At 66.4% G+C, this 21,099-nt stretch carries 20 protein-coding genes and 2 pseudogenes; 18 read left to right on the top strand and 4 right to left on the bottom strand.

The genetic code is table 11. From position 1 onward, the window contains the following. The first annotated feature begins 87 nt into the window (after window positions 1–87). The 8 genes from menE to NKF06_RS10565 all read left to right on the top strand — a co-directional run bounded on the left by menE (window position 88) and on the right by NKF06_RS10565 (window position 9,694). Entirely contained in the window at window positions 88–1,896 is a 1,809-nt protein-coding gene (gene menE / locus NKF06_RS10600; RefSeq protein ID WP_253245356.1) for an o-succinylbenzoate--CoA ligase, read from the top strand. Window positions 1,897–1,984: 88 nt separating this feature from the next. Beyond that, complete coding sequence (locus tag NKF06_RS10595) at window positions 1,985–3,646, top strand: long-chain fatty acid--CoA ligase (protein ID WP_253245352.1); 1,662 nt, start codon at window positions 1,985–1,987, stop codon at window positions 3,644–3,646. Between the two features lie 92 nt (window positions 3,647–3,738). After that, a complete protein-coding gene (locus NKF06_RS10590; protein WP_253245351.1) occupies window positions 3,739–4,890 on the top strand; it encodes an acyl-CoA dehydrogenase family protein in 1,152 nt (383 codons plus the stop codon). Window positions 4,891–4,994: 104 nt separating this feature from the next. Beyond that, window positions 4,995–5,768 (top strand): pyrroline-5-carboxylate reductase, encoded by a 774-nt coding sequence (gene proC / locus NKF06_RS10585; protein ID WP_082677690.1) that lies wholly within the window; start codon window positions 4,995–4,997, stop codon window positions 5,766–5,768. Further along, window positions 5,761–6,645 carry a glutamate 5-kinase gene (proB, locus tag NKF06_RS10580; protein WP_058827028.1) on the top strand — a complete coding sequence of 295 codons (885 nt, stop codon included), beginning with the start codon at window positions 5,761–5,763 and terminating at the stop codon, window positions 6,643–6,645. The genes proC and proB overlap by 8 nt, the downstream gene beginning before the upstream one ends. Further along, entirely contained in the window at window positions 6,638–7,972 is a 1,335-nt protein-coding gene (locus NKF06_RS10575) for a glutamate-5-semialdehyde dehydrogenase (RefSeq protein ID WP_253245350.1), read from the top strand. Before proB ends, NKF06_RS10575 begins: the two co-directional genes overlap by 8 nt. Window positions 7,973–8,073: 101 nt before the next feature. Next, complete coding sequence (locus NKF06_RS10570) at window positions 8,074–8,736, top strand: AIM24 family protein (protein ID WP_253245349.1); 663 nt, start codon at window positions 8,074–8,076, stop codon at window positions 8,734–8,736. Between the two features lie 154 nt (window positions 8,737–8,890). After that, window positions 8,891–9,694, top strand: a complete 804-nt coding sequence (locus tag NKF06_RS10565; protein ID WP_253245348.1) for an N-acyl homoserine lactonase family protein — start codon at window positions 8,891–8,893, stop codon at window positions 9,692–9,694. Between the two features lie 175 nt (window positions 9,695–9,869). On the opposite strand, the gene NKF06_RS10560 is transcribed toward NKF06_RS10565, so the two are convergent. Together NKF06_RS10560 and NKF06_RS10555 are read right to left on the bottom strand one after the other, a co-directional pair. Then, a complete protein-coding gene (locus tag NKF06_RS10560; protein WP_058827032.1) occupies window positions 9,870–10,451 on the bottom strand; it encodes a DsrE/DsrF/DrsH-like family protein in 582 nt (193 codons plus the stop codon). Further along, a complete protein-coding gene (locus NKF06_RS10555) occupies window positions 10,448–10,699 on the bottom strand; it encodes a sulfurtransferase TusA family protein (RefSeq protein WP_058827033.1) in 252 nt (83 codons plus the stop codon). Before NKF06_RS10555 ends, NKF06_RS10560 begins: the two co-directional genes overlap by 4 nt. A 267-nt stretch (window positions 10,700–10,966) precedes the next feature. On the opposite strand from NKF06_RS10555, the gene NKF06_RS10550 reads away from it, so the two are divergent. The 8 genes from NKF06_RS10550 (at window position 10,967) to NKF06_RS10515 (ending at window position 16,124) form a co-directional block, all read left to right on the top strand. After that, complete coding sequence (locus NKF06_RS10550; RefSeq protein WP_058827034.1) at window positions 10,967–12,154, top strand: MBL fold metallo-hydrolase; 1,188 nt, start codon at window positions 10,967–10,969, stop codon at window positions 12,152–12,154. Next, window positions 12,155–12,646, top strand: coding sequence for a YeeE/YedE thiosulfate transporter family protein (locus NKF06_RS10545; protein WP_008093165.1), 492 nt, complete (start codon window positions 12,155–12,157; stop codon window positions 12,644–12,646). After that, the gene (locus tag NKF06_RS10540) at window positions 12,643–13,107 is read left to right on the top strand and encodes a DUF6691 family protein (RefSeq protein WP_058827035.1); all 465 of its coding nucleotides are present in this window, start codon (window positions 12,643–12,645) and stop codon (window positions 13,105–13,107) included. Before NKF06_RS10545 ends, NKF06_RS10540 begins: the two co-directional genes overlap by 4 nt. Window positions 13,108–13,607: 500 nt before the next feature. Continuing rightward, entirely contained in the window at window positions 13,608–13,757 is a 150-nt protein-coding gene (locus NKF06_RS10535; protein ID WP_172795776.1) for a hypothetical protein, read from the top strand. After that, window positions 13,754–14,797 (top strand): sulfite exporter TauE/SafE family protein, encoded by a 1,044-nt coding sequence (locus NKF06_RS10530; RefSeq protein ID WP_216635673.1) that lies wholly within the window; start codon window positions 13,754–13,756, stop codon window positions 14,795–14,797. Before NKF06_RS10535 ends, NKF06_RS10530 begins: the two co-directional genes overlap by 4 nt. 143 nt (window positions 14,798–14,940) lie before the next feature. Further along, window positions 14,941–15,321: a helix-turn-helix domain-containing protein gene (locus tag NKF06_RS10525; RefSeq protein ID WP_004977164.1), complete on the top strand. Its 381-nt coding sequence runs from the start codon at window positions 14,941–14,943 to the stop codon at window positions 15,319–15,321. Window positions 15,322–15,430: 109 nt separating this feature from the next. Further along, window positions 15,431–15,637 carry a hypothetical protein gene (locus NKF06_RS10520; RefSeq protein ID WP_058827037.1) on the top strand — a complete coding sequence of 69 codons (207 nt, stop codon included), beginning with the start codon at window positions 15,431–15,433 and terminating at the stop codon, window positions 15,635–15,637. 94 nt (window positions 15,638–15,731) lie between these two features. After that, a complete protein-coding gene (locus tag NKF06_RS10515) occupies window positions 15,732–16,124 on the top strand; it encodes a response regulator (protein WP_253245347.1) in 393 nt (130 codons plus the stop codon). A 30-nt stretch (window positions 16,125–16,154) separates the two neighbouring features. Here NKF06_RS10515 and NKF06_RS10510 read toward each other — a convergent pair. Both NKF06_RS10510 and NKF06_RS10505 read right to left on the bottom strand, forming a co-directional pair. After that, window positions 16,155–17,910: pseudogene (locus tag NKF06_RS10510) on the bottom strand (bacterio-opsin activator domain-containing protein). 179 nt (window positions 17,911–18,089) lie between these two features. Then, window positions 18,090–20,105 (bottom strand): PAS domain S-box protein, encoded by a 2,016-nt coding sequence (locus NKF06_RS10505; protein ID WP_253245346.1) that lies wholly within the window; start codon window positions 20,103–20,105, stop codon window positions 18,090–18,092. 405 nt (window positions 20,106–20,510) lie between these two features. Here NKF06_RS10505 and NKF06_RS10500 point away from each other — a divergent pair, with 405 nt between their 5' ends. Together NKF06_RS10500 and NKF06_RS10495 are read left to right on the top strand one after the other, a co-directional pair. After that, a complete protein-coding gene (locus NKF06_RS10500) occupies window positions 20,511–20,813 on the top strand; it encodes a UPF0058 family protein (RefSeq protein ID WP_058827041.1) in 303 nt (100 codons plus the stop codon). Between the two features lie 84 nt (window positions 20,814–20,897). Further along, window positions 20,898–21,099: pseudogene (locus NKF06_RS10495) on the top strand (DNA mismatch repair protein); the annotation flags it as partial.

Genomic DNA, 21,099 nt, shown 5'->3' with positions numbered 1-21,099 from the left:
ATAGCTACTGGCGACGGCTCGACCGGCGACGATGGTGACGCCGCCGCGAACGATACTGACGCCGGAGGCCGCGGGTTCGCCGGACCGATGCGCGACTGGCTCTCCCACCGGGTCGCCGCGACGCCCGACCGAGAGGCGCTCATCCACGCCGCGACCGGCGACTCGTGGACCTTCCGCGAACTCGACGCGCTCGTGGACGAGACCGCCGGCCAGCTCGCCGCGCTCGGCGTCGAGGCCGGCGACCACCTCGGCGTCGTTCTCGACCCCGGTATCGACTACGTCCGACTCATCCACGCCGCGACGCGGCTCGGGGCGGTGCTCGTCCCGCTCAGCGACCGGCTCACGCCCGACGAGGTCGGCCGCAACGTCGAACTCGCGGACGTGACGACGCTCGTCTGCGGCGAGTCCACCGAGTCGACGGCGGTCGAGGCCACGACCGACGTGCCCGTCGTCTCCGTGGACGACCCGCGCTGGGAGGGCGTCATCAACCTCTCGTCCATCGCGCCGAAGTGGGTCGAACCCGCGGGCTGGTCGCTCTCGGAGACGATGCTCCTGCTTTTCACCTCGGGGACGACCGGGACGCCGAAGGCCGTGAAACTCACCATGGGCAACCTGCTCGCCAACGCCGTCGCCGGGGCGTTCCGACTCGGCGTCTCGCCCGACGACCGGTGGCTCGTCACGCTCTCGTTGCACCACATGGGCGGCATCGGCCCGATTCTCCGCGGCCCGCTGTACGGGACGACCGTCGTCCTCCGCGAGGGGTTCGACGCCGGCGGCGCGGCCGACGACATCGGCAAGTACGACGTGACGGGCGTCTCGCTCGTGCCGACGATGCTCAAGCGGATGCTCGACAGCAGGGGGACGCTCTCGGACTCGCTCCGCGTGGTGCTCCTCGGCGGCGCGCCCGCACCCGACGAACTCGTCGAGCGCTGTCGGAACTACTCGGTGCCGGTCTACCCGACCTACGGCATGACTGAGACGGCCTCGCAGGTCGCCACCGCGACCCCGGACGAGGCGTTCGCCGACCTGGGGACCGTCGGGCGACCGCTGTTTTTCACCGACCTCTGGGTCGTCGACGAGGACGGCACCGCCGTCGAACCCGGCACGCCGGGCGAAATCGTCGTCGCGGGACCGACCGTCTCGCCCGGCTACTACCGGAACCCCGAGGCGACCGCGGACGCCTTCACCGACGCCGGCCTCCGGACCGGCGACATCGGCTACCGCGGCGACGACGGCCTCCTGTACGTCCTGAACCGGAAGGACGACCGCATCATCACCGGCGGCGAGAACGTCGACCCCGGCGAGGTCGCTGCAGTCCTGCGGGAACACCCGACGGTGGACGATGTCGTCGTGCTGGGCGTCCCTGACTCCGAGTGGGGCGAGCGCGTCGCCGCGCTCGTCGTCCCCGCCGACCCGGAAGACCCCCCGGACGACGAAGACCTCGACGCCTTCTGCCGCGAGCGGCTCGCCGGGTTCAAATGTCCGCGACTGGTCGAGACCGCGGAGGAACTCCCGCGGACCGTCTCGGGGACTATCGACCGCGAGGCGGTCCGCGAGCGGCTGGTCGCGGCCAAGCCCGTCGCGGAGGCTGAACCGGAGCGCGCGGCCGATCACGATGACGGTGACGGCGGTGACGACGACGAATTCGACGACAACGAGGCCGAAGTCGACGAGACGACGCCCGCGAGCGACGAGAGCGGAACCGACGGGGCCGCCATCGACGACGCCGAGACCGACGCGACCGTCGCGGACGCGGAACGCGGCGGAGACGACGATGCCGAGGCGATAGCCGACGACGGCGAGCGCGATGATGTCGAGAGTCCGGGGAGCGAAACTGACGACGGCGACGGCGACGACGACGCCGACGAACTCGCTCCCGACCGCGACGAGGAGTGAACGCGCCCGCGGGTGAAGCCAAATCCGCAGCCCGCGTCTCGCCGGATTGTGTCCAAACAATCATTACGTTTTACTGCAAGTGGACTGTATGGTAGGTGCTACCAACCAGACGCTTCGGCCGTTCCTGTGGCGCGCGGGCAAACTCTTTCCGGACCGCGAAATCGTCTCTCGGACCGCCGAAGGGCTGGAACGCTACACGTACGCGGAGTACGAGGGACGGGTGGCACAGCTCGCGGGGGCGCTTTCGGACGCCGGCATCGGGGACGGCGACCGGGTGGCGACGTTCTGCTGGAACCACAACCGACACTTCGAGACGTACTTCGGCGTGCCCTCGATGGGCGCGCAGTTGCACACCATCAACCCGCTTCTCCCCGACCACCACATCCAGTACATCGTCGAGAACGCGGCGGACCGAATCATCTTCGTGGACCCGTCGCTCGCGCCGAAACTCGCCGGCGCGGTCGACGAGGACGCCTTCGCCTCCGTCGAGCAGTTCGTCGTGATGGCCTCCGAGGTGCCGGACGACGTGGGGCTGTCCCCGGTGACTGACTACGAGTCGTTCGTCGCCGACTTCCCCGACGAGTACGACTGGCCGGACCTGCCGGAGGACCAACCGGCGGGGATGTGCTACACGTCGGGGACGACCGGGGAGCCGAAGGGCGTCGAGTACTCCCAGCAGATGCTGTGGGCGCACACGATGGCGACGCTCCCCAAATCGGGTCTCGACATCGGCGCGGAAGACGTCATCATGCCGGTCGTGCCGATGTTCCACGTCAACGCGTGGGGCCTGCCGTTTTCGACGACCGCGGCGGGCGCGAAACACGTCTACCCCGGCCCGTCGCCGACGCCCGGGGACCTCGCGAAGCTCATCGAGGAGGAGGGCGTGACGATGACCGCGGGCGTGCCCACGGTGTGGCTCGGCCTGCTCGACTACCTCGACGAGCACGACGCGGACATCTCGTCGCTCGAACGCATCATCATCGGCGGGTCGGCCGCGCCCAAGTCGGTCATCCGCCGGTTCGACGAGGAACACGACGTGGACGTGCTCCACGCGTGGGGCATGACGGAGATGTCGCCGGTCGGCACCGTCGCCCACCTCAAGCCGGGAATGGAGGAACTCCCCGCCGAAGAGCAGTACGAAAAGCGCGCTAAGCAGGGCCTGCTCGCGCCGGGACTGGAGATGCGCGTCGTCGACGACGACGGGAACGAGGTCCCGTGGAACGGCGAGGACTTCGGCGAACTCTGGGTGCGCGGCCCGTGGGTGACGACCGAGTACTTCGAGCGCCCCGACGCGAACGAGGAGGACTACAAGGGCAACTGGCTGAAGACCGGCGACGTGGTCACGGTGGACGAAGACGGCTACGTGAAAATCGTCGACCGGGCGAAAGACGTCATCAAGTCCGGCGGGGAGTGGATTTCGTCGCTCGAACTGGAAAACAGCATTATGGCCCACGACGACGTGGCCGAGGCGACTGTCATCGGCGTCCCCCACGAGCGCTGGCAGGAGCGCCCCGTTGCGTTCATCGTCCCGAAGGGCGGCGTCGACGAGGACGCGCTCAAGGCCGAACTCGTCGCCCTCGTCGAAGACGAGTTCCCGAAGTGGTGGGCTCCCGACGAGGTCGTCTTCATCGAAGAGGTGCCGAAGACCGCGACCGGCAAGTTCGACAAGAAGGTACTCAGAGACCAGTACGACGACTCCTCGCTCATCGAGGGTAAGACGCCCGACGCGGAGGCCCCGTCGGACGAGTGAGCGCCGGGAGGTCGTGGGTTCTAACGAAGAACCAGTTTGAAGTTTAGACTGGTTCCATACACTATTTTTACTGTACAATCCTATGTCGGGACATGGAACTTCTCGACGACTCCATCGTGCCCGAACACGCCCGCGACCTCAAGCAGGAGGCCCGGGAGTTCGCCGAAGAGCACATCGAACCGGTCGCGGAGGAATACTACGAGTCCGGCGAGTACCCCCACGAGGTTCTCCAGGCGGGGATGGACGCGGGGCTCGTCGCGCAGGACATCTCCGAGGAGTACGGTGGGAAGGGCCTCGACCTCCAGCAGATTCTGGCAATCTCCGAGGAGTTCTACCGCGCCGACGCCGGCATCGCGCTGACGCTCCAACTCACCTCGTTCGGGTGCGAGATTATGGAGGACTACGGCAGCGAAGAACAGAAGGAGAAGTGGCTCCGTCCGGTCGCCGAAAACGAGCAGATTTCGGGACTTGCGGTCTCCGAACCGCAGACCGGCTCCGACATGGCCGGTATGGAGACGACCGCGGAGAAGACCGACGACGGCTACGTCCTCAACGGCGAGAAGTACTGGGTCGGCAACGCCGTCGAGGCCGACTGGCTAACGGTGTACGCCAAGACCGCCGACACCGACGACCGCTACTCGAACTACTCGATGTTCATCGTGCCGACGGACACGCCCGGCTACGAGGCCGAGCACATCCCCGAGAAGATGGGCATGCGCGCGTCGAAGCAGGGACACATCGTCTTCGACGACTGCGAGGTCCCCGAGGAGAACCTCATCGGCACCGAGGGCGGCGGCTTCTACATGCTCGCGGACTTCTTCAACCACGGTCGCATCATCGTCGGCGGCCACAGCCTCGGCCTCGCCGCCGCCGCCATCGAGGAGGCGTGGGAGTTCGTCCACGAGCGGCGGGCGTTCGGCCGCAACGTCTCGGAGTTCCAGGCGGTCCAGCACATCCTCGCCGACATGCGCATGGAGTTCGAGGCGGCCCGCGCGCTCAACTGGCGCGCCGCCGAGAAGGTCGAAAACAACGAGGACGCCGGCTTCTGGGCGGCCGCCGCCAAGACGAAGTCGACCGAGACGGCCGTCGACGTGGCCGAACGCGGCATGCAACTTCACGGCGGTCGGTCGGTCCTCAACGAGTACAAGATTTCGCGGGTCTACCGCGACGTGCGCATCCCGGTCATCTACGAGGGCGCAAACGAGATTCAGCGCAACCTCATCTACCGGCAGGGCGCGCTGTAAGGCGGTCCGGTCACGGCCCCAGAACTGACAACTCGTTTTCCGGTTTGGCATGGCTTGACCGGAACGCAGTTACTTTCTGAGCGTCGTACCTTGAGTCAGCACCAATGGTACGCACGAGTGTTATCGGCTGTGGAAACATGGGGAGCGCCCTTCTCACCGGTCTCTGGAAGGCGGGCGGCCACTCTGTCGTCGCCTGCGACCTCGACCCCGACGCTCTCGCCGCGGTCGCCGACTACTGTCAAGAGACGACTGACGACGTGTCGCGCGCGGCCGACGCCGACGTGGTGTTCGTCGCGGTCAAGCCCGACATCGTCGAGGCCGTCCTCTCGGAACTCGACCTGTCTCCCGACCAGACGCTCGTCACGATTGCCGCGGGCGTCCCGACCTCGTTCGTCGAGGCGCGCACCGACGCCCGCGTCGTCCGCATCATGCCGAACCTCGCCGCCGAGACCCGTGACATGGCCGCGGCGGCGACCGGCGACCTGACCGACGAGGTCCGCGAACTCCTCTCGGACGTGGGCGAGTTCGTCGAGGTCGAGGAGTCGCAGATGGACATCGCAACCGCGGTCAACGGCAGCGGCCCGGCCTTCGTCTTCTATCTCATCGAGGCCGTCACGCAGGCCGGCGTCGCGGGCGGACTCTCCGAGGAAGACGCCGAAACCCTCGCCGCCCAGACGTTCAAGGGCGCTGCCGAGACCGTCGTGCAGGACGACCGCAGCGCCGACGAACTCATCGACGCGGTCTGCTCGCCGAACGGGACGACCATCGAGGGGATGGAGGTCCTCTGGGACAGCGCCGCCGACGAGGCCGTCACCGAGGCCGTCGTCGCGGCCGAGCGCCGGTCGAAGGAGCTCGCGGAGGAGTTCGCCGATGAGTGAACTGAGCGAGACGGCGGAGACGACGGGGACGACGGAGGTCGCCGAGCCCGACGCCGACGCGGTCGCCGCCGCCCGCGACGCCGCTGCCGAGGCGGACCGCGTCATCGTCAAGGCCGGCACCAACTCGCTGACCGACGAGGACTCCAACCTCGACGACGACAAACTCGACAAGCTCGTCGACGACATCGAATCGCTCCTCTCGCGCGGCAAGGAGGTGCTTCTCGTCTCCTCGGGTGCGGTCGGTGCCGGCATCGGTCGCCTCGACCATCCCACGGCGGACCGCGACACCCTCGAAACGTCACAGGCGCTGTCGACGGTCGGCCAGAGCCTCCTGATGCACCGCTACACCGAGAGCTTCGAGCGCTACGACCGGAAAGTCGCCCAGATTCTCATCACCCAGCACGACCTGGAGAACCCCGAACGGTTCACCAACTTCCGGAACACGGTCGAGACGCTTCTGGAGTGGGGCGTCGTGCCCATCATCAACGAGAACGACGCGGTCGCCACCGAGGAGCTCCAAATCGGCGACAACGACATGATTTCGTCCAACATCGCGGTCGGCATCGGCGTCGACCTGCTCGTGACGCTCACCGACGTGGGCGGCGTCTACACCGGGAACCCGAAGGAGGACCCCGGCGCCGCGCGAATCGAGGTCGTCGGCGACAACTACAGCGACGTGGAGGACATCGTCACCGCGAGTTCGACCGGCGGCTTCGGCGGCATCCAGACGAAGGTCCGCGGCGCGCGCGACGCCGCCGAGTACGGCATCCCCGCCGTCATCGCACAGTCGACCGAACCCGACGTGCTGGCGAAGATAGCCGAGCGCGAATCGGTGGGAACAATGTTCCTCCCCCTCGATGGTGAACTCGATGACTGAGCGAGACACGACCGCGCAGGTCGAACAGGCACAGTCGGCGGCGCTGCGCCTCGCCAACGTCGACGCGGCCGACCGCGACGCCGCGCTCGGAGCCATCGCGGACGCCATCCGCGACAACAGCGAGGCGATTCTCGCGGCCAACCGCGAGGACGTCGAGGAGGCCGAGGCGATGCTCGCGGACGGCGAGTACACGCAGGCGCTCGTGGACCGCCTCAAACTCGACGAGGCGAAACTCGACGACATCGCCGGGATGGTCGAGTCCGTCGCCGAACAGGACGACCCGCTCGGCGAGACGCTGGCGGCGAGAGAACTGGACGAGGACCTCGAACTCTACAAGCTTTCTGTCCCCATCGGCGTCGTCGCGACCATCTTCGAGTCGCGCCCCGACGCACTCGTCCAAATCGCCGCGTTGGCGCTGAAGTCCGGCAACGCCGTCATCCTCAAGGGCGGCAGCGAGGCGAGCGAGTCGAACCGCGTGCTGTACGAGACGATTCTGTCCGCCACCGAGGAGCTCCCCGACGGCTGGGCGACGCTCATCGAGGCCCACGAGGAGGTCGACCGCCTGCTCGAACTCGACGACATGGTCGACCTCGTGATGCCCCGCGGCTCCTCGGAGTTCGTCAGCTACATCCAGGACAACACCCAGATTCCCGTGCTCGGCCACACCGAGGGCATCTGCCACGTCTACGTCGATGAGGCGGCCGATATCGACATGGCGGCCGACATCGCCCTCGACGCGAAGGTGCAGTACCCCGCGGTCTGCAACGCCGTCGAGACGCTCTTGGTCGACGAGTCCGTCGCGGCCGACTTCCTGCCGACGGTCGTCGCGCGCTACCGCGACGAGGGCGTCGTCCTCCGCGGCGACGACGCGACCTGCGAGTACGTCGATATCGACCCCGCGACCGACGACGACTGGGACACCGAGTACGGCGACCTCGAACTCTCCATCAAGGTCGTCTCGGACCTGTACGACGCGGTCGACCACATCAACGCCCACGGCTCGAAGCACACGGAGTCCATCGTCACCGACGACGCCGAGCGCGCCGAGACGTTCATGACCGGCGTCGACGCGGCCAGCGTCTTCCACAACGCCTCGACCCGGTTCGCCGACGGCTACCGCTACGGTCTCGGTGCCGAGGTGGGCATCTCGACGGGTAAGATTCACGCCCGCGGCCCGGTTGGCCTCGAAGGCCTGACCACCTACAAGTACTACCTCGAAGGCGACGGCCAGTTGGTCGCCACCTACGCCGGCGAGGACGCCGTCCCCTTCACCCACGAGGCGCTCGACGCCGAGTGGAACCCCGGCCACCGAAGCCGCCGGGACTGAGCGCACAGCCTTCGAGTTCCGCTTCTTCGCGGCACATAGAACTATATCCCTGACAGTCGCCTCTCCAGTAGAGTCGTCTCCGCTGCGACTCGGTGACTCCAATGGATTTAGACGAATTCGTCAGCACGCACGCACCGTCCGAAGGCGGCGAAGCCTTCGAACTCGAAAACTCGAAACTGCTCGACGTGGCTCTCGACGGGAGCGTCATGGCCAAGGCCGGGTCGATGGTCGGCTACACCGGCGACATCTCCTTCGAGCGCAAGTCCGCCGGCGGCCTGAAGGGGATGCTCAAGAAGAAGGCCACGGGCGAGGGCGACGTCATGATGCAGGCGACCGGCACCGGTCACCTCTATCTCGCAGACCAGGCCAAGGAGGTCCAGATTCTCGAACTCGACGCGGGCGAGGAACTGAGCGTCAACGGCAACGACGTGCTCGCGTTCGAGTCGAGCGTGAGCTGGGACATCAAGATGCTGACGAGCATCGCCGGGACCTCCTCGGGCGGCCTGTTCAACGTCTTCCTCGAAGGCCCCGGCCACGTCGCCATCACGACCCACGGCGAACCCATCGTCCTCCAGACGCCGGCCAAGACCGACCCCAACGCGACCGTCGCGTGGAGCGGAAACGTCTCGCCGTCGTCGAACCGCGACATCAACATCAAGGGTCTGCTCGGCCGCTCGTCGGGCGAGTCCTACCAGCTCGAATTCGCGGGCGAGGGCGGCTTCGTCATCGTCCAGCCGTTCGAGGAAGTCGGTCCCGGCCAGTAGTCGGTCGGCACGACTCCGACTCCATTTTTGCGCGCAGCGACCGTTTCGCCCGTCACTCGGAACCAACGGACCGAAACGACGCGTATCTCTAGTGCCCGGTGGACATATATTGACTGCCTGAACTGTTATGCCGGCTCCGTCCTAATCCCGGCGCATGGGTGACATCAGCGTCCATCTGGTCGACCGCGGTCGCGTTCTCACGGATATGGGGTACGTCCTCGACGGGTACACCATGGGGAGCGCGTCGAACCGGAGCCCCGACCACGAAACGGCCGAGTTCGTCGTCTGGAACGCCGTCGTCGATGGTCCCGACCGGACGGTGCTGTGGGACACCGGCGCGAATCCCGCGGCGGGCGACGGCTACTGGCCCGCCCCGCTGTACGAGGCGTTCGAGTACGTCGACGCCGCGGAACACACGCTCGAAGGCGACCTCGATTCGGTCGGCTACGACATCGCCGACATCGACGCGGTGGTGATGAGCCACCTGCACCTCGACCACGCCGGCGGCCTCGCCGAGTTCGCGGGCACTGACGTCCCGATATACGTCCACGAGGAGGAACTGAAGTTCGCGTACTACTCGGCGAAGACGACCGAGGGCTCCATCGCGTACCTCGCCTCGGACTTCGACCACGACCTGAACTGGAACGTCGTTCACCGCGACGAGCACACGCTGTTCGACGGCTTCCGGCTCATTCACCTGCCGGGTCACACCCCCGGCGTGCTGGGCGCGCACATCGAGACGCCCGAGGGCGACGTGCTCGTCGCGGGCGACGAGTGCTACGTCGAGGGCAACTACACGGACGAGGTGCCGCTCGGCCCCGGCCTGCTCTGGAGCGAGCGCGACTGGTTCGAGAGCCTCCAGAGAGTGAAGGAACTCGAACGCCGGACCGGCGGCGACGTGCTGTTCGGCCACGACCTCGACCGGTTCGAGTCGTTCGGCGACGGCTGGAACGTCTGAGACGGGCGACGACGCGCTCGGAGGACTCTGATTTTCTCGGTCTCAATCGCGCGACGGCGCACAGCCGCAGCTCTCTATGCGTCCGAAAAACGGTGAAAAGGAACCACGGGGGTTGTGGGGGGTGGAGTAGGGTGGGGTGGGTGAGTGGATGGCTGGGGGGAGACGACGGGCCGGCCTAAATCATGAGTTGCACGTCGGCGTCGGCCATGTGCTGGAGGGCCGTCGCCGCGCCGACGCCGGTGGTGACGCCGTCGTAGAACTCGGCTTCGTCGTAGCCCATCAGTTCGATGGTCATCTGGCAGGCCTGGAGGTCCACGCCCATGTCGAGAGAGGTCTCGATGAGCTCCTCGACGGTCGCTGTCCCGTTTTCCTTGATCTTCTTTTCCATCATGCTCGTGGCGACGTTGTCCATGAAGGGCAACGCGGCCACGGCGTTCGGCATCGGCATGCTCGGGTTGCCGACCGCGCTGAGCTTCAGGTTCTTCGACTTCTCCTCGTGGAGGATGTCGAGCCCCCAGAACGTGTGGAAGACCACGACGTCCCAGCCGAAGGCGGCCGCCGTGCTGGCGAGGATGAGCGGCGGGTACGCCATGTCGAGGGTGCCTTTGGTCGCGATGATGGTCATCGACTTCTGTCCGTCGTCGTCGGTCGCCTCCCGGAGGTCGGAGACCTCCTCCTGCAGGGCTTGGACCTGCGCTCTGAGGTCTTCGACGGAGGCGGCTCCCGCGTCGACGGGCGCGTCGGCGTCCGAGCTCATTCCTTCTGGATGAAGTGGCGGAAGACCGCGTCGCCGTCTTCCTCGGCCTCTTCCTGTTCGAGCATGGAGACGCCGTCGGTGGAGTCGGCCCAGCCCTTCAGGTCGCTCATACTGCCGGAGTCGGTCGCGACGACCTGCAGAATCTCGCCGCTTTCGAGGTCGTCGACCGCGCCGCGGGTCTTGACGACGGGCATCGGGCAGGACAGTCCTTTCACGTCGAGGGTCTCGGTGGGTTCGTATGTACTCATTTTCGAGGTCACCTGTGTTGGGTGTATTCCACAATATAGGGGTGCTTCGTAAAAGTGTGTCGGTTCTTGGGTAGACTACACAATACTTGGACTCGGCATCGATACGTGCCGGAATCGGTTGCTAACCGGGGTTTAGCGCCATTGCACGCTCGCACGAGTGCGAAATCGCACTACTTTCTGACGATGGATTCTGAGTTAGTATTGCAAGAAAATCAAACTACCATCCGAAAGCTTAAGTCGGACCCACCGATAGTGGGTGATGCATACATGACCGTTCCAGACCTGCCGGAACTCGAAGTCGACGTGCCAGTCATCGAGCCCGAGACGCTGAAAGCCCGCATCGACGAGGGCGAGGCGCTCACCATCCTTGACAACCGCGTGCCGTCGGAACACGAGGACTGGCGCATCGACGGCGAGAACGTTTCGCACGTCAACATCCCCTACTTCGAGTTCCTCGACGAGGAGCTCGACGAGTCGCTGTTCGAAGACCTGCCCGAAGACGAGGAGTTCGTCGTCCTCTGTGCGAAGGGCCACTCCTCGGAGTACGTCGCCGGGCTCCTGATTCAGGAGGGCTACGACGCCGTGGCGCTCGAACGCGGCATGAACGGCTGGGCGAGCATCTACGAGTACACCGAACTGGAGACCGACGGCGACGCGCTCGTCGCGCAGTACCAGCGCCCCTCCAGCGGCTGTCTGGCGTACCTCGTCGTCGACGGTGACGAGGCCGCCGTCGTCGACCCCCTTCGCTACTTCGCCGACGAGTACGTCGCCGACGCGAAGGCGCTCGGCGCGGAACTGAAGTACGCCATCGACACGCACATCCACGCCGACCACATCAGCGGCGTCCGCACGCTGGTCGAAGACCACGGCGTCACGGGCGTCATCCCCGAGGCCGCGGAAGCCCGCGGCGTCGACTACGACACGCCCTACGAGACCATCGCGGACGGCGAGACGCTCACCGTCGGCGACACCGACATCGAGGCCATCCACACGCCCGGCCACACGACCGGCATGACGACCTACACGGTCGACAACGTGCTGTTCACGGGCGACGGCCTGTTCATCGAGTCGGTCGCTCGCCCCGACCTCGAAGACGGCGACGAGGGCGCACCCGACGCGGCCGGCATGCTCTACGACTCCCTGCAGGAGCGCGTTCTCTCGCACGACGACGACGCCATCGTGGCCTCCGCGCACTTCAGCGACGCGGCAATCCCCGCCGACGACGGCAGTTACACCGCCACGCTCGGGGAACTGAAGGACACGATGGACGCACTTTCGATGCCCAAAGACGAGTTCGTGGAGTTCATCCTCTCGGACATGCCGCCGCGGCCGGCCAACTACATCGACATCATCGAGACGAACCTCGGCGTGCAGGAGTCGGACGACGACCGCGCCTTCGAGCTCGAACTCGGGCCGAACAACTGCGCGGCCAGCAACGAAGCCCTGACGAACTAAATGTCTGGTCTGACGCCGCTCCTCGTCGAGGGGCTCTTCCCGAACGGTATCGCGCACTACGCGCTTGGCGGCCTCCTCATCGGACTCGGGACCGCCGTCATCTACCTCGGGACGGGCATCATCGCCGGCGCGAGCACCTTCCTCGAATCGACGCTGTCGTACGTCTCCGACCTCCCGCGGTTCAACAAGGCGAAGTACGTCGCCTCGCGGGACTGGCGGGTCGTGTTCACCCTGAGCATCGTCGCCGGGGCCGCGCTCTACACCGTCCTGTTCGGCGATGGCTGGTGGGTCTCTGACGTACAGCCGTGGCGCTTCGCCGTCGGCGGTGTGCTCGTCGGCGTGGGCACCCGCATCGGGAAGGGCTGTACGTCCGGCCACGGGGTCTGCGGCGTCGGCTCTCGCTCGCGGACCTCGCTCGTCAACGTCGCCACGTTCATGCTCGTCGCCATCGGGGTCGCACAGCTCCTGAGCGCGCTGGGGGTGTCGCCGTGAGCGACGACGAACGCGGACTCGGATTCATGCTGGTCGTCATCGCGGGCGGCCTGATATTCGGGTTCGGCCTCGCCGTCAGCAACATGGCCCGACCGGAGGTCGTCCTCGACTTCCTCCAGTTCGACGACTTCGGCCTCGTCTTCGTGATGGGCGGGGCCGCCGTCGTCACCGGCACCGTCTTCGCGCTCGCCGAGGCGTTCGGCGACCGAGCGCCCCTCACCGGGCGCGACTACGGCCGACGCCTGAAATCGTTCGACAAGAACGTCGTCGTCGGCGGGGTCGTCTTCGGTGCCGGTTGGGGTATCTCCGGCATCTGTCCCGGCGCGGCCTACGCCAGCCTCGGCGTCGGCAACTACCCCATCCTCATCGCCATCGGCGGGATGTTCGTCGGCGCATACCTGCAGGGACTCTGGCGCGCCCGCCGCGCCGAGAGCGCCGCGACCGGCACCTCTGCCGACTGACCCGCCCCGCTGGCGAATCGGACTTCGTTCTTTCCTGTTTTTCGTCTCTCGACCGTAGAGCGACGGCGACGGAGCGCCCCGCCGCTCCGGTGAACTGTTGAATCCGGGCGGCGGCTCGCGCGCGGTGTCCCACTCCGGCGTTCGTCTCCGCCGACAGCGGGTTGTTCGGCGGTCGCCGCAATCCCCGTGAATGCGGTGATGAGTGCTTCTCGACCGCGATTTCTCCATTTCAGTACGCTTGGATACAGTATTGCACAATAAGCAAACAGCTATTTTGTCATAGATAGCGGAGAAATATGTTCGTAACGTCGTGTGATACAAAATATGCCCCGATTAAGTGGTATTTCTATGGTCAATCTATAACTTATGGGTATGCAATGACGATATGGTATTGTACAGTATTCCCAAAAGCGTTATATCCTCACTCCGGTTAGCCAGCCATGTACAAGAAAGTATGATGCGTGCAATACACTCTGAGCGCCCCGAGGGGTGCTGGTAAGATGTTCGGAATCGAGACGTTGAGCGGAAACGCACAGGCCGCCGCGCTCGTCGGCGTCGTTCTCGTCGAGGCGATGGTGCTGTACGTCGGCTACGGTGCGCTGACCGCCGCGCTCGGACCGTCCGTGCGGAAGGCCATCGGTGGTGAGTGAGCGTGTTCGAGCTATTCGGCATGTCGGCCGGGATGCTGGCGCTCTTCGTCGCGTTCGGCGTCCTCATCGGCGTTCTGTTCGGCTTCTTCGGCATGGGCGGGTCGTTCCTCGTCACGCCCGCGCTGCTCGTCATGGGGTATCCCTCGCGTGTGGCCGTCGGCTCCGGCCTCGCGTTCGTCTTCGGGACTTCCGTCATCGCGACGCTGAAGCACCGCGACCTCGGGCAGGTCGACTACAAACTCGGCATCTCGATGATCATCGGAACCACGGTCGGCCTCGAAGTCGGGAAGGAAATCGTCCTCTACCTCGAAGAACTCGGACTCGCCGGTAACATCATCAGCGTCACGTACGTGCTCTTGCTCGGCGGTATCGGGCTGTTCGTCACCTACGAGGCGCTAAAGGGCGGGAACGGTGGCGGCGTCAGCCACGACGTAGACGGCGACGCCGACATCGACGCCGACGACATCCCCGAGTTGGCGAAGAAGATTCAGAGCTACTCGCTCCCGCCGATGATAACCCTCCGCGGCGGCGTCAAGGTCTCGCTGTGGATGATTCTCCTTGTCGCGTTCGCCACGGGGCTCCTCTCGGGCTTCCTCGGCGTCGGCGGCGGCTTCATTCGCATGCCCGCGCTGTTCTACCTTATCGGCGTCCCGGTGCCTATCGCGGTCGGGACCGACCTGTTCGAGATCATGTTCTCGGGCGGCATCGGCTCGTTCCTCTACGCGCAGTCCGGCGGCGTCGACCTCTCTATCGTCGCGCCGCTCCTCGCCGGCTCGGCGCTCGGTGCGCGCGTCGGCTCCGCCGCGACCTCCATCGTCGACGAGGACGAGATCAAGATTTACTTCGGCCTGATGCTGCTCCTCGGCGCGCTCGCGGTCGCCGTGCGGCAGGCCGGGAACTACCTCGGCATGGGCGTCCTCGACTACGTCAGTCTCGCGCTCATCCTCGGGTCGGCGCTCATGGTCTCCGGCGCGGTGCTCTACAGCGCCGTCAAGTCCATGCGCGCGCCTTCGGCCGCCGGGAGTTCGACCGCCGACTGAAGGCGACGGCTCGCACGCGAACCTCACTCGCATCGAACCCGAATCCGCGACACCGGGCCGCCGTTTCTCCCCCGGTGTTGTGCAAACTATACAAACCCTTTTGAGGGCTGACCACGTAGCCCGAACCGATAATGGCTAGCTCGATGGTCGAATACCTGCAATCGGACATGGAGTGCGAGGGGCTCCTCGAGTGTCTCCACGGACTGAAGCAACTCGACCGGCGGTGTTTCGAGGTGCTCGTCGAGACCGACGAACACCTGACCGTCGACGAGGTCGCCGAAGCGGTCGAACGGGAGCGCTCGACCGCCTACCGCTCCATCCAGCGCCTGCTGCAGGCGGGGCTCATCCAGAAGGAACAGGTGAACTACGAACACGGCGGCTACTACCACGTCTACCACCCGACCGACCCCAACGAGGTCGCAGACGACATGCAGCGCATGCTCAACGACTGGTACGCCCAGATGGGTACGCTCATCCAGGAGTTCCGCGACAAGTACGACGAGAAAATCGTCCCCGCGGAGTAGTTTTCTTCGACCGACGAGCGGCCGCCGCCTCTCGATTGGTCTACCTCCCAAATCGATTAGGTTCCGCATTCAACCGCACACAGTCCATAGCTACTGCTACGACCGCTCTATGTCGAAGAGTAAAAGCAGTCCCCGAAATAACGAGTTCGTCGAAGAGTGCCAGTCGTGTGAAGCCCGAACGCCGCACGACGTCTCCATCGAAATCAAGACCGAGAGCCGGAAACGCGAGAACCGCGAGTTCTCCCGCGAGCCGTACCGCGTCACGCGCTGTACGCGCTGTGGGAACACGCGGTCCCAGCGAATGAACGACGCGTGAGCGAGACCGCTGCCGACCGGCGTCCACCCTCGGCAGACCACGCCCGAGTCCGACCGACCGCCTCCGCGACACCGACGTAGCCACGGTCCGAGCCATGACACAGACACCCACGCCCGACGCGCCGACTGTCCTCCTCGTCGACGACGAGGCCGCCCTCGCCGATAGCCTCGCGCTGTGGCTCGAACGCCGCTACCGCGTCCGAGTCGCGTACTCCGGGCGTGAGGCCCTCCAGACGTTCGACGAGAGCGTCGACCTCGTTTTCCTCGACCACAACCTCCCCGGTCTCTCCGGCGAATCCGTCCTCGAAGAACTCCGCCGCCGAGTCGACCCGGCGTCGTTCGGCGTCGTCATGCTCAGCGCCACACCCGGCGACGAACTCGCCGACCTCCCCGTTGACGCCGTGCTCACGAAGCCAGTCACCAAACGCGACGTCTTCGACGCCGCCGACCGATTCGTCGGCAACGCGCCCGAAGCCAAACTCGACTAATCTCCTTTCGACGGTCGGTAGCCGTCCGCCTCAGTCGTCCGCCGCCGCGGGATTCAACTCGTCGAAATACGTCTCGATGAGCTTTCGCTCCGCCGTCCGAAGGTGTTCGTGGAGCGTCGGCGGCGAAATGCCGAGCGAGTCGGCGACCTCCTCGGCCGTGCTCCCGCGGGGCCACTCGAAGTAGCCGGAGACGAGCGACGTTTCGAGGACCGTCTTCTGCCGGTCTGTCAGTTTCGAGTCGAGCGTCCGCCGGAAGGAGTCGGCCGACTGGACGGACCGTTCCACCTCGCGCTTTGCGACGACCGAGACGCCGGGTGCGGCCGCCGTCACCGCCTCCACGAGCGCGCCGTGGTCGGCGTCGGCCGCGACGTGGAGCGCGAGGGTGCCGCTCCCCTCGGAGAGCGTCAACCGCTCCACGCTCGCGCCGTGGTCGATGGCGGTCGACAGCACCGCCTCGGCGTCGGTGCGGAGTTCGACGACGGACTCCTCGTCGCCGTCGGCGACGACGCGGGCCTGCGAGACGTCCGTCCGAGTCGATGGCGGCCGCGACCGCATCGCACCCCGACGCGCCGGCGACGCTGACAAAACAGGTGAGCTCGTCGCCGGCGCGGGTGACGCCGTCCAGCGAGAGCCGGCAGTCGAGCGTCGCCGAGAGCCCGGCGAGCACGCCGGCGTCACCCGCGCCGGCGATCTGAAACTCCAGTTCGACGACGCTGTCGCCGTTGAGAAGCTGCTTGCTCTGGGTCGCGTTGATACCGTTGCCGACGGTCGCGCCGAGGTCGGAAAACAGTCCTACGGACTCCTCGTCGAAGCCGTCGGTCTCGTCGTAGACGACGAGTGCGCCGTACGCCGTCTCGCGGTAGTCGATAGCGACACAGAGCGCCGACACGGCGTCGAGGTCGGCGGCGTCGTCGCCGAACACCGCCGCGCGGTGCGCCTCGGAGATGTCCTCGAAGGCGAAGCCGTCTTCGACCGTTCCGTCGATGTCGAACGCCTCGTCGACGAAGTCGAAGTCGACGCCCGCGGGTTCGAGTCCGTAGCCCGCCGCGGCGGTACACCGGAGCGTGCCGGCAGCGGTGCGTCTGAGAACGACCGCGGCCTCGTGGGCGCTCGCGACCGCGTCGCAGACAGTCTGTTCGATTTCGTCGCGGGTCCGCGCATCGATTACCGCCCGGTCGATGTCGCGGAGGAGCTCGTTGGTTCGGTTCAGGCGGTCGAGCTGGGCCTCGCGGTTGCGAATCGCCGCCTCGTGTTCGGCCCGCACCGCCTTCAGCCGGCTGCGGAGGTCCGAAAGCGCCTCGGGTTCGCGGAGTTCCTCCACGTCGCGGCTGTCGAGCGCCGCCTCGGTGGATTCGAGCGCGAAGTACTCGCGGACCTCGGACTCGAAGCCCGACCGCACGAGCAGCTCTTCGACCGTCTCTTTGACCTCCGACTCCGAGACGGGCTTGACGAGGTAGGCGTCGAACGGCATGTCGACGATATCGGTGTCCGGCTCGACCGCGGTCATCATCGCTACGCGGCAGTCGAAGTCGCGCTCGCGAATCTCGTCGAGCACGTCGTCGCCCGTGACGTTCGGCATTCGGCGGTCGAGGAGGACGACGTCGACGGTGTCGTCGAGTCGGTTGAGGGCTTCTTCACCACCGTAGGCGGTCTCGACGGCGAACCGCTCGCCATCGAGCCAGTACCGGCAGGTGTCTGCGAGGTCCTCGTCGTCGTCAACGACGAGGACGACCTGCTCGGCGGCCCGCTGTCCGGGGCTCTCGCGCGCCGAGCGTTCGGTGACCATCGTATCGAACACACAGTAACGGCGAACGGTAATATATCTGCCCATCGAAGCAGGTGGAATTTAGGCGGTTCAGTGACCCGATTCGGTCGTCTCTGACGGACGCGGGACTCCCGCGACCGACTGCGAACCGACTGCGAACCGAGCCACGAGCTGACCCGCGAGCCGACCGCGGGCCGAACTCACGCTCGCGGGAGCGTGACGACGAACGTGGCCCCGCCGCGGTCGTTGTCCTCGATTGCGACAGTTCCGCCGTAGCTCTCGACGATTTCGCGGACCAGAAACAGGCCGAAGCCGTTGCCCGGGTTCGACAGGTCCTCGATGCGCTGGTCGACGATGCGGTGTTTCTCCTCGTCCGGAACGCCCGGGCCGTTGTCGGAGACGCGGAGTTCGACCGCGTCGTCGCCGGCTCCCACCTCGACTTCGACCGCCGGGTTCGGCTTGTCGTTGTGCTGGACGGCGTTTTTCAGCAGGTGCTCGATGACCTCGTCCAGCAGGTCGTCGGCGACGACCGAAACGTCGGGGAGTCGTCCGACTTCGACGCTCGCGGCGTCGGTCTCGCTCCGCAGCGACTCCGCGCCGTGGTCGACCGCCTCGTCGATTCGACGCGGCCGGAACTCGTGGGACTCGCGCTCGACGATGACCTTCATGAACGTCCGCATCGTCCCGACGAGTTCGGTCATCTCGCGGACGCGGCCCTGTATCGTTTCGAGGTGGGTCAGCCCCGCGTCGTCCACGAAGTCCTCGACGATGTCCGCCCGCGCACCGACCACGTTCAGCCCGTTGAGGAGGTTGTGCCGGATGATGCGGTTCACGAACTCCAGTCGCTCCTGTTCGCGGCGCAACTCCCGTTCTCGCTCCTTGCGGGCGGTGATATCGTGGCCCTCGAGGACCAGAAGCGACACCTCGCCGTCGTCGTCGCGGACCGGGGTGACGGAGAAGTCGATGACGACCGGCCGGTCCGTGTTCTCCCGCGAAATCTCGACCTCGTAGCGCACGAACTCGCCGTCGGCCGCGCGGTCGAGGGCGTCCCGGAGGTCGGCGATACGCTCGTCGTCGCCGCGCCACCACGGTGTCTCCCACGCCCGCGACCCGACGATGTCGTCGCGGTCGGCGTCCACGAGGTCGAGCGCGGCGTCGTTCACCCGGAGGACCGTCCCGTCGGGTTCGACCAGTCCGATGTACTGGAAGGTACTGTTGAACACCGCGTCGAGCTGTTGCTCGCGGCGCTTCCGCTCGGTCATGTCGCGGGTCACCTTGGCGAAGCCGATGACCTCACCGGCGTCGTCGGTCAGGGCGGTGATGGTGACAGACGCCCAAAAGCGAGTGCCGTCGGCACGGACGCGCCACCCCTCGTTCTCCGCTCGGCCCTCGGTTCGTGCTCGGTCGAGGAGGCGCTCTGGCAGGCCGTCTTCGGCGTCCTCGTCGGTGTAGAACGTCTCGATGTGCTTGCCGAGTATCTCCTCCGTATCGTAGCCCTTGATGGCCGCCGCACCGCGGTTCCAGCTCTCGACGCGACCCGAGGCGTCGAGGCGGAACAGTGCGTACTCCTCGATGTCCTCGACGATGCGCGAAAACGCCTGCTCGCGGCGTTCGAGTTCGCGCTCGCGCTCCCGCCGGACGTGGGTGTCGATGCCGTGGGCGACGGCGTGGCCGAGATTCGAAATCGGCTCGCCGAGCTCCGCGGTGAACGCCCGCTCGTGTTCGGCGTACATCGTGAGCACGCCGTAGCGCGCGTCGTCGTAGACGAGCGGCACCGACGCCGCCGAGCGGTAGCCCCGTTCGAGTGCCGGCTCGCGGAACGGTCCAAACGCCGGCTCGTCGGCGATGCTGTGGGTCGCCTGCACCGCGTTCGACCGGACCGCGCGGCCGACCGGGCCGTTTCCCTCGGGGCGCTCTGCCGACACCGACACGTCTATCTCGTCGAGGTAGCCGTCCTCGACGCCGGCCCACGCGGTCGGCTCCACGTCGCCGGTCGTCTCGTCAACGACGCCGACCCACGCGAACCGGAGTTCGTCGGTCTGGACGAGTCGCTCGCAGACTTGGCGTTCGATGTCCGTGCGCCCGCCGGCGTCGACGATGGTCTCGTTCACGTCCGCGACGACCTCGTTGAACGTCGCGAGGATGTCGAGTCGCTGGCGCAGTTCGCGCTCCGTCGCAGACGGGTCGTCGACCGACTGCGGAGACTCGTCGGTCATCCGTCTCGACCACCCCTCGAACCGGCGTCCCGTCGTGCGTGCATACCCCGACTCTAACCCCCACTGACTTGTGCGTTTCTCGGTCGGCCCGAACCAGACCTAACCACGTAGGGCCGTGAATTAGTATCGACCGCGCCATCCGACTATATGGCCACAGTGACCTGCCCGGGTCACTCGTCGTGCCCGCACGACCCTACGGCGGAATCGACAACCTACCCCCTCTCTCCGCCCTGGGGACGTGTCCCTGCCCAAACCCCAACTCCCTTTCCGCGAAATCGCCCGACGAGCGACGGGTGTTTCGTTCGTGTCCCCAGGGCGTACATTCATTTCTAGCCGATGCAGATACAAGACCAAAAGCACGCATCACCGCGCCATTTACGCCGGATGAGCACATACGTGCAATCCATGAAGAAAAACGAGCTCATTCACGTGCATTCGCTGCTCGTGGAAATCGCCACAGACTACCGCAACCGCGGGGTGCTCACGAGCGCCGACCTCGAACCGTACCACCAACTCGGAATCGGCCCGATGGCCCTCCGTGACTGCCGCGCCGACCACGAGCGGGCCGTCCGAACGCTCACAACCGTTCTCGCGGTCGGTGCCGCCCGCGACCTCGACCGCGACGCGGAGTCGGTGCCCGGCCGACAGCTGCTCCATCCCGACGAGGCGACCGACACCGACACCGACCAGCGCGTCACGTCACACTGATATTTTCTTCGCGGACCACCCCTCGAACAGCGGCGGCACCGGCCGACGGATGGACCTAAGAGCGCCCGGTGAGACGCCCCCGGTATGCGACTCGAAGACTATTGGGGAGTCGGGCCGAAGACCTCGGACCGACTGAAATCGGCTCTCGGCAGGGAGGGAGCGGTCGCCGCTATCGAGTCGGCCGACGTGCGGGCGCTCGTCGACGCCGGCGTCACCCGCGGGCGCGCGGTTCGCATTCTCCGCCGCGCCGACGGACAGGCCGGCATCGACGCGCTGGCGACCCGCG

This window comes from Haloferax sp. AB510 (assembly GCF_024136985.1).
In the GTDB taxonomy this organism is placed as follows: Archaea; Halobacteriota; Halobacteria; order Halobacteriales; family Haloferacaceae; genus Haloferax.
Note: the sequence above shows the minus strand (reverse complement) of the source record. Positions and strands in the feature narration are given on the sequence as shown.

What these genes read in the sequence shown, in the direction of transcription:
- NKF06_RS10515 (WP_253245347.1), top strand. Translation starts at nt 15,732, where the DNA reads ATGACACAGACACCCACGCCCGACGCGCCGACTGTCCTCCTCGTCGAC.
- NKF06_RS10590 (WP_253245351.1), top strand. Translation starts at nt 3,739, where the DNA reads ATGGAACTTCTCGACGACTCCATCGTGCCCGAACACGCCCGCGACCTC.
- NKF06_RS10520 (WP_058827037.1), top strand. Translation starts at nt 15,431, where the DNA reads ATGTCGAAGAGTAAAAGCAGTCCCCGAAATAACGAGTTCGTCGAAGAG.
- NKF06_RS10545 (WP_008093165.1), top strand. Translation starts at nt 12,155, where the DNA reads ATGTCTGGTCTGACGCCGCTCCTCGTCGAGGGGCTCTTCCCGAACGGT.
- menE (WP_253245356.1), top strand. Translation starts at nt 88, where the DNA reads ATGCGCGACTGGCTCTCCCACCGGGTCGCCGCGACGCCCGACCGAGAG.
- NKF06_RS10555 (WP_058827033.1), bottom strand. Translation starts at nt 10,699, where the DNA reads ATGAGTACATACGAACCCACCGAGACCCTCGACGTGAAAGGACTGTCC.
- NKF06_RS10575 (WP_253245350.1), top strand. Translation starts at nt 6,638, where the DNA reads ATGACTGAGCGAGACACGACCGCGCAGGTCGAACAGGCACAGTCGGCG.
- NKF06_RS10535 (WP_172795776.1), top strand. Translation starts at nt 13,608, where the DNA reads ATGTTCGGAATCGAGACGTTGAGCGGAAACGCACAGGCCGCCGCGCTC.
- NKF06_RS10525 (WP_004977164.1), top strand. Translation starts at nt 14,941, where the DNA reads ATGGTCGAATACCTGCAATCGGACATGGAGTGCGAGGGGCTCCTCGAG.
- NKF06_RS10550 (WP_058827034.1), top strand. Translation starts at nt 10,967, where the DNA reads ATGACCGTTCCAGACCTGCCGGAACTCGAAGTCGACGTGCCAGTCATC.
- NKF06_RS10560 (WP_058827032.1), bottom strand. Translation starts at nt 10,451, where the DNA reads ATGAGCTCGGACGCCGACGCGCCCGTCGACGCGGGAGCCGCCTCCGTC.
- NKF06_RS10595 (WP_253245352.1), top strand. Translation starts at nt 1,985, where the DNA reads ATGGTAGGTGCTACCAACCAGACGCTTCGGCCGTTCCTGTGGCGCGCG.
- proC (WP_082677690.1), top strand. Translation starts at nt 4,995, where the DNA reads ATGGTACGCACGAGTGTTATCGGCTGTGGAAACATGGGGAGCGCCCTT.
- proB (WP_058827028.1), top strand. Translation starts at nt 5,761, where the DNA reads ATGAGTGAACTGAGCGAGACGGCGGAGACGACGGGGACGACGGAGGTC.
- NKF06_RS10505 (WP_253245346.1), bottom strand. Translation starts at nt 20,105, where the DNA reads ATGACCGACGAGTCTCCGCAGTCGGTCGACGACCCGTCTGCGACGGAG.
- NKF06_RS10570 (WP_253245349.1), top strand. Translation starts at nt 8,074, where the DNA reads ATGGATTTAGACGAATTCGTCAGCACGCACGCACCGTCCGAAGGCGGC.
- NKF06_RS10500 (WP_058827041.1), top strand. Translation starts at nt 20,511, where the DNA reads ATGAAGAAAAACGAGCTCATTCACGTGCATTCGCTGCTCGTGGAAATC.
- NKF06_RS10565 (WP_253245348.1), top strand. Translation starts at nt 8,891, where the DNA reads ATGGGTGACATCAGCGTCCATCTGGTCGACCGCGGTCGCGTTCTCACG.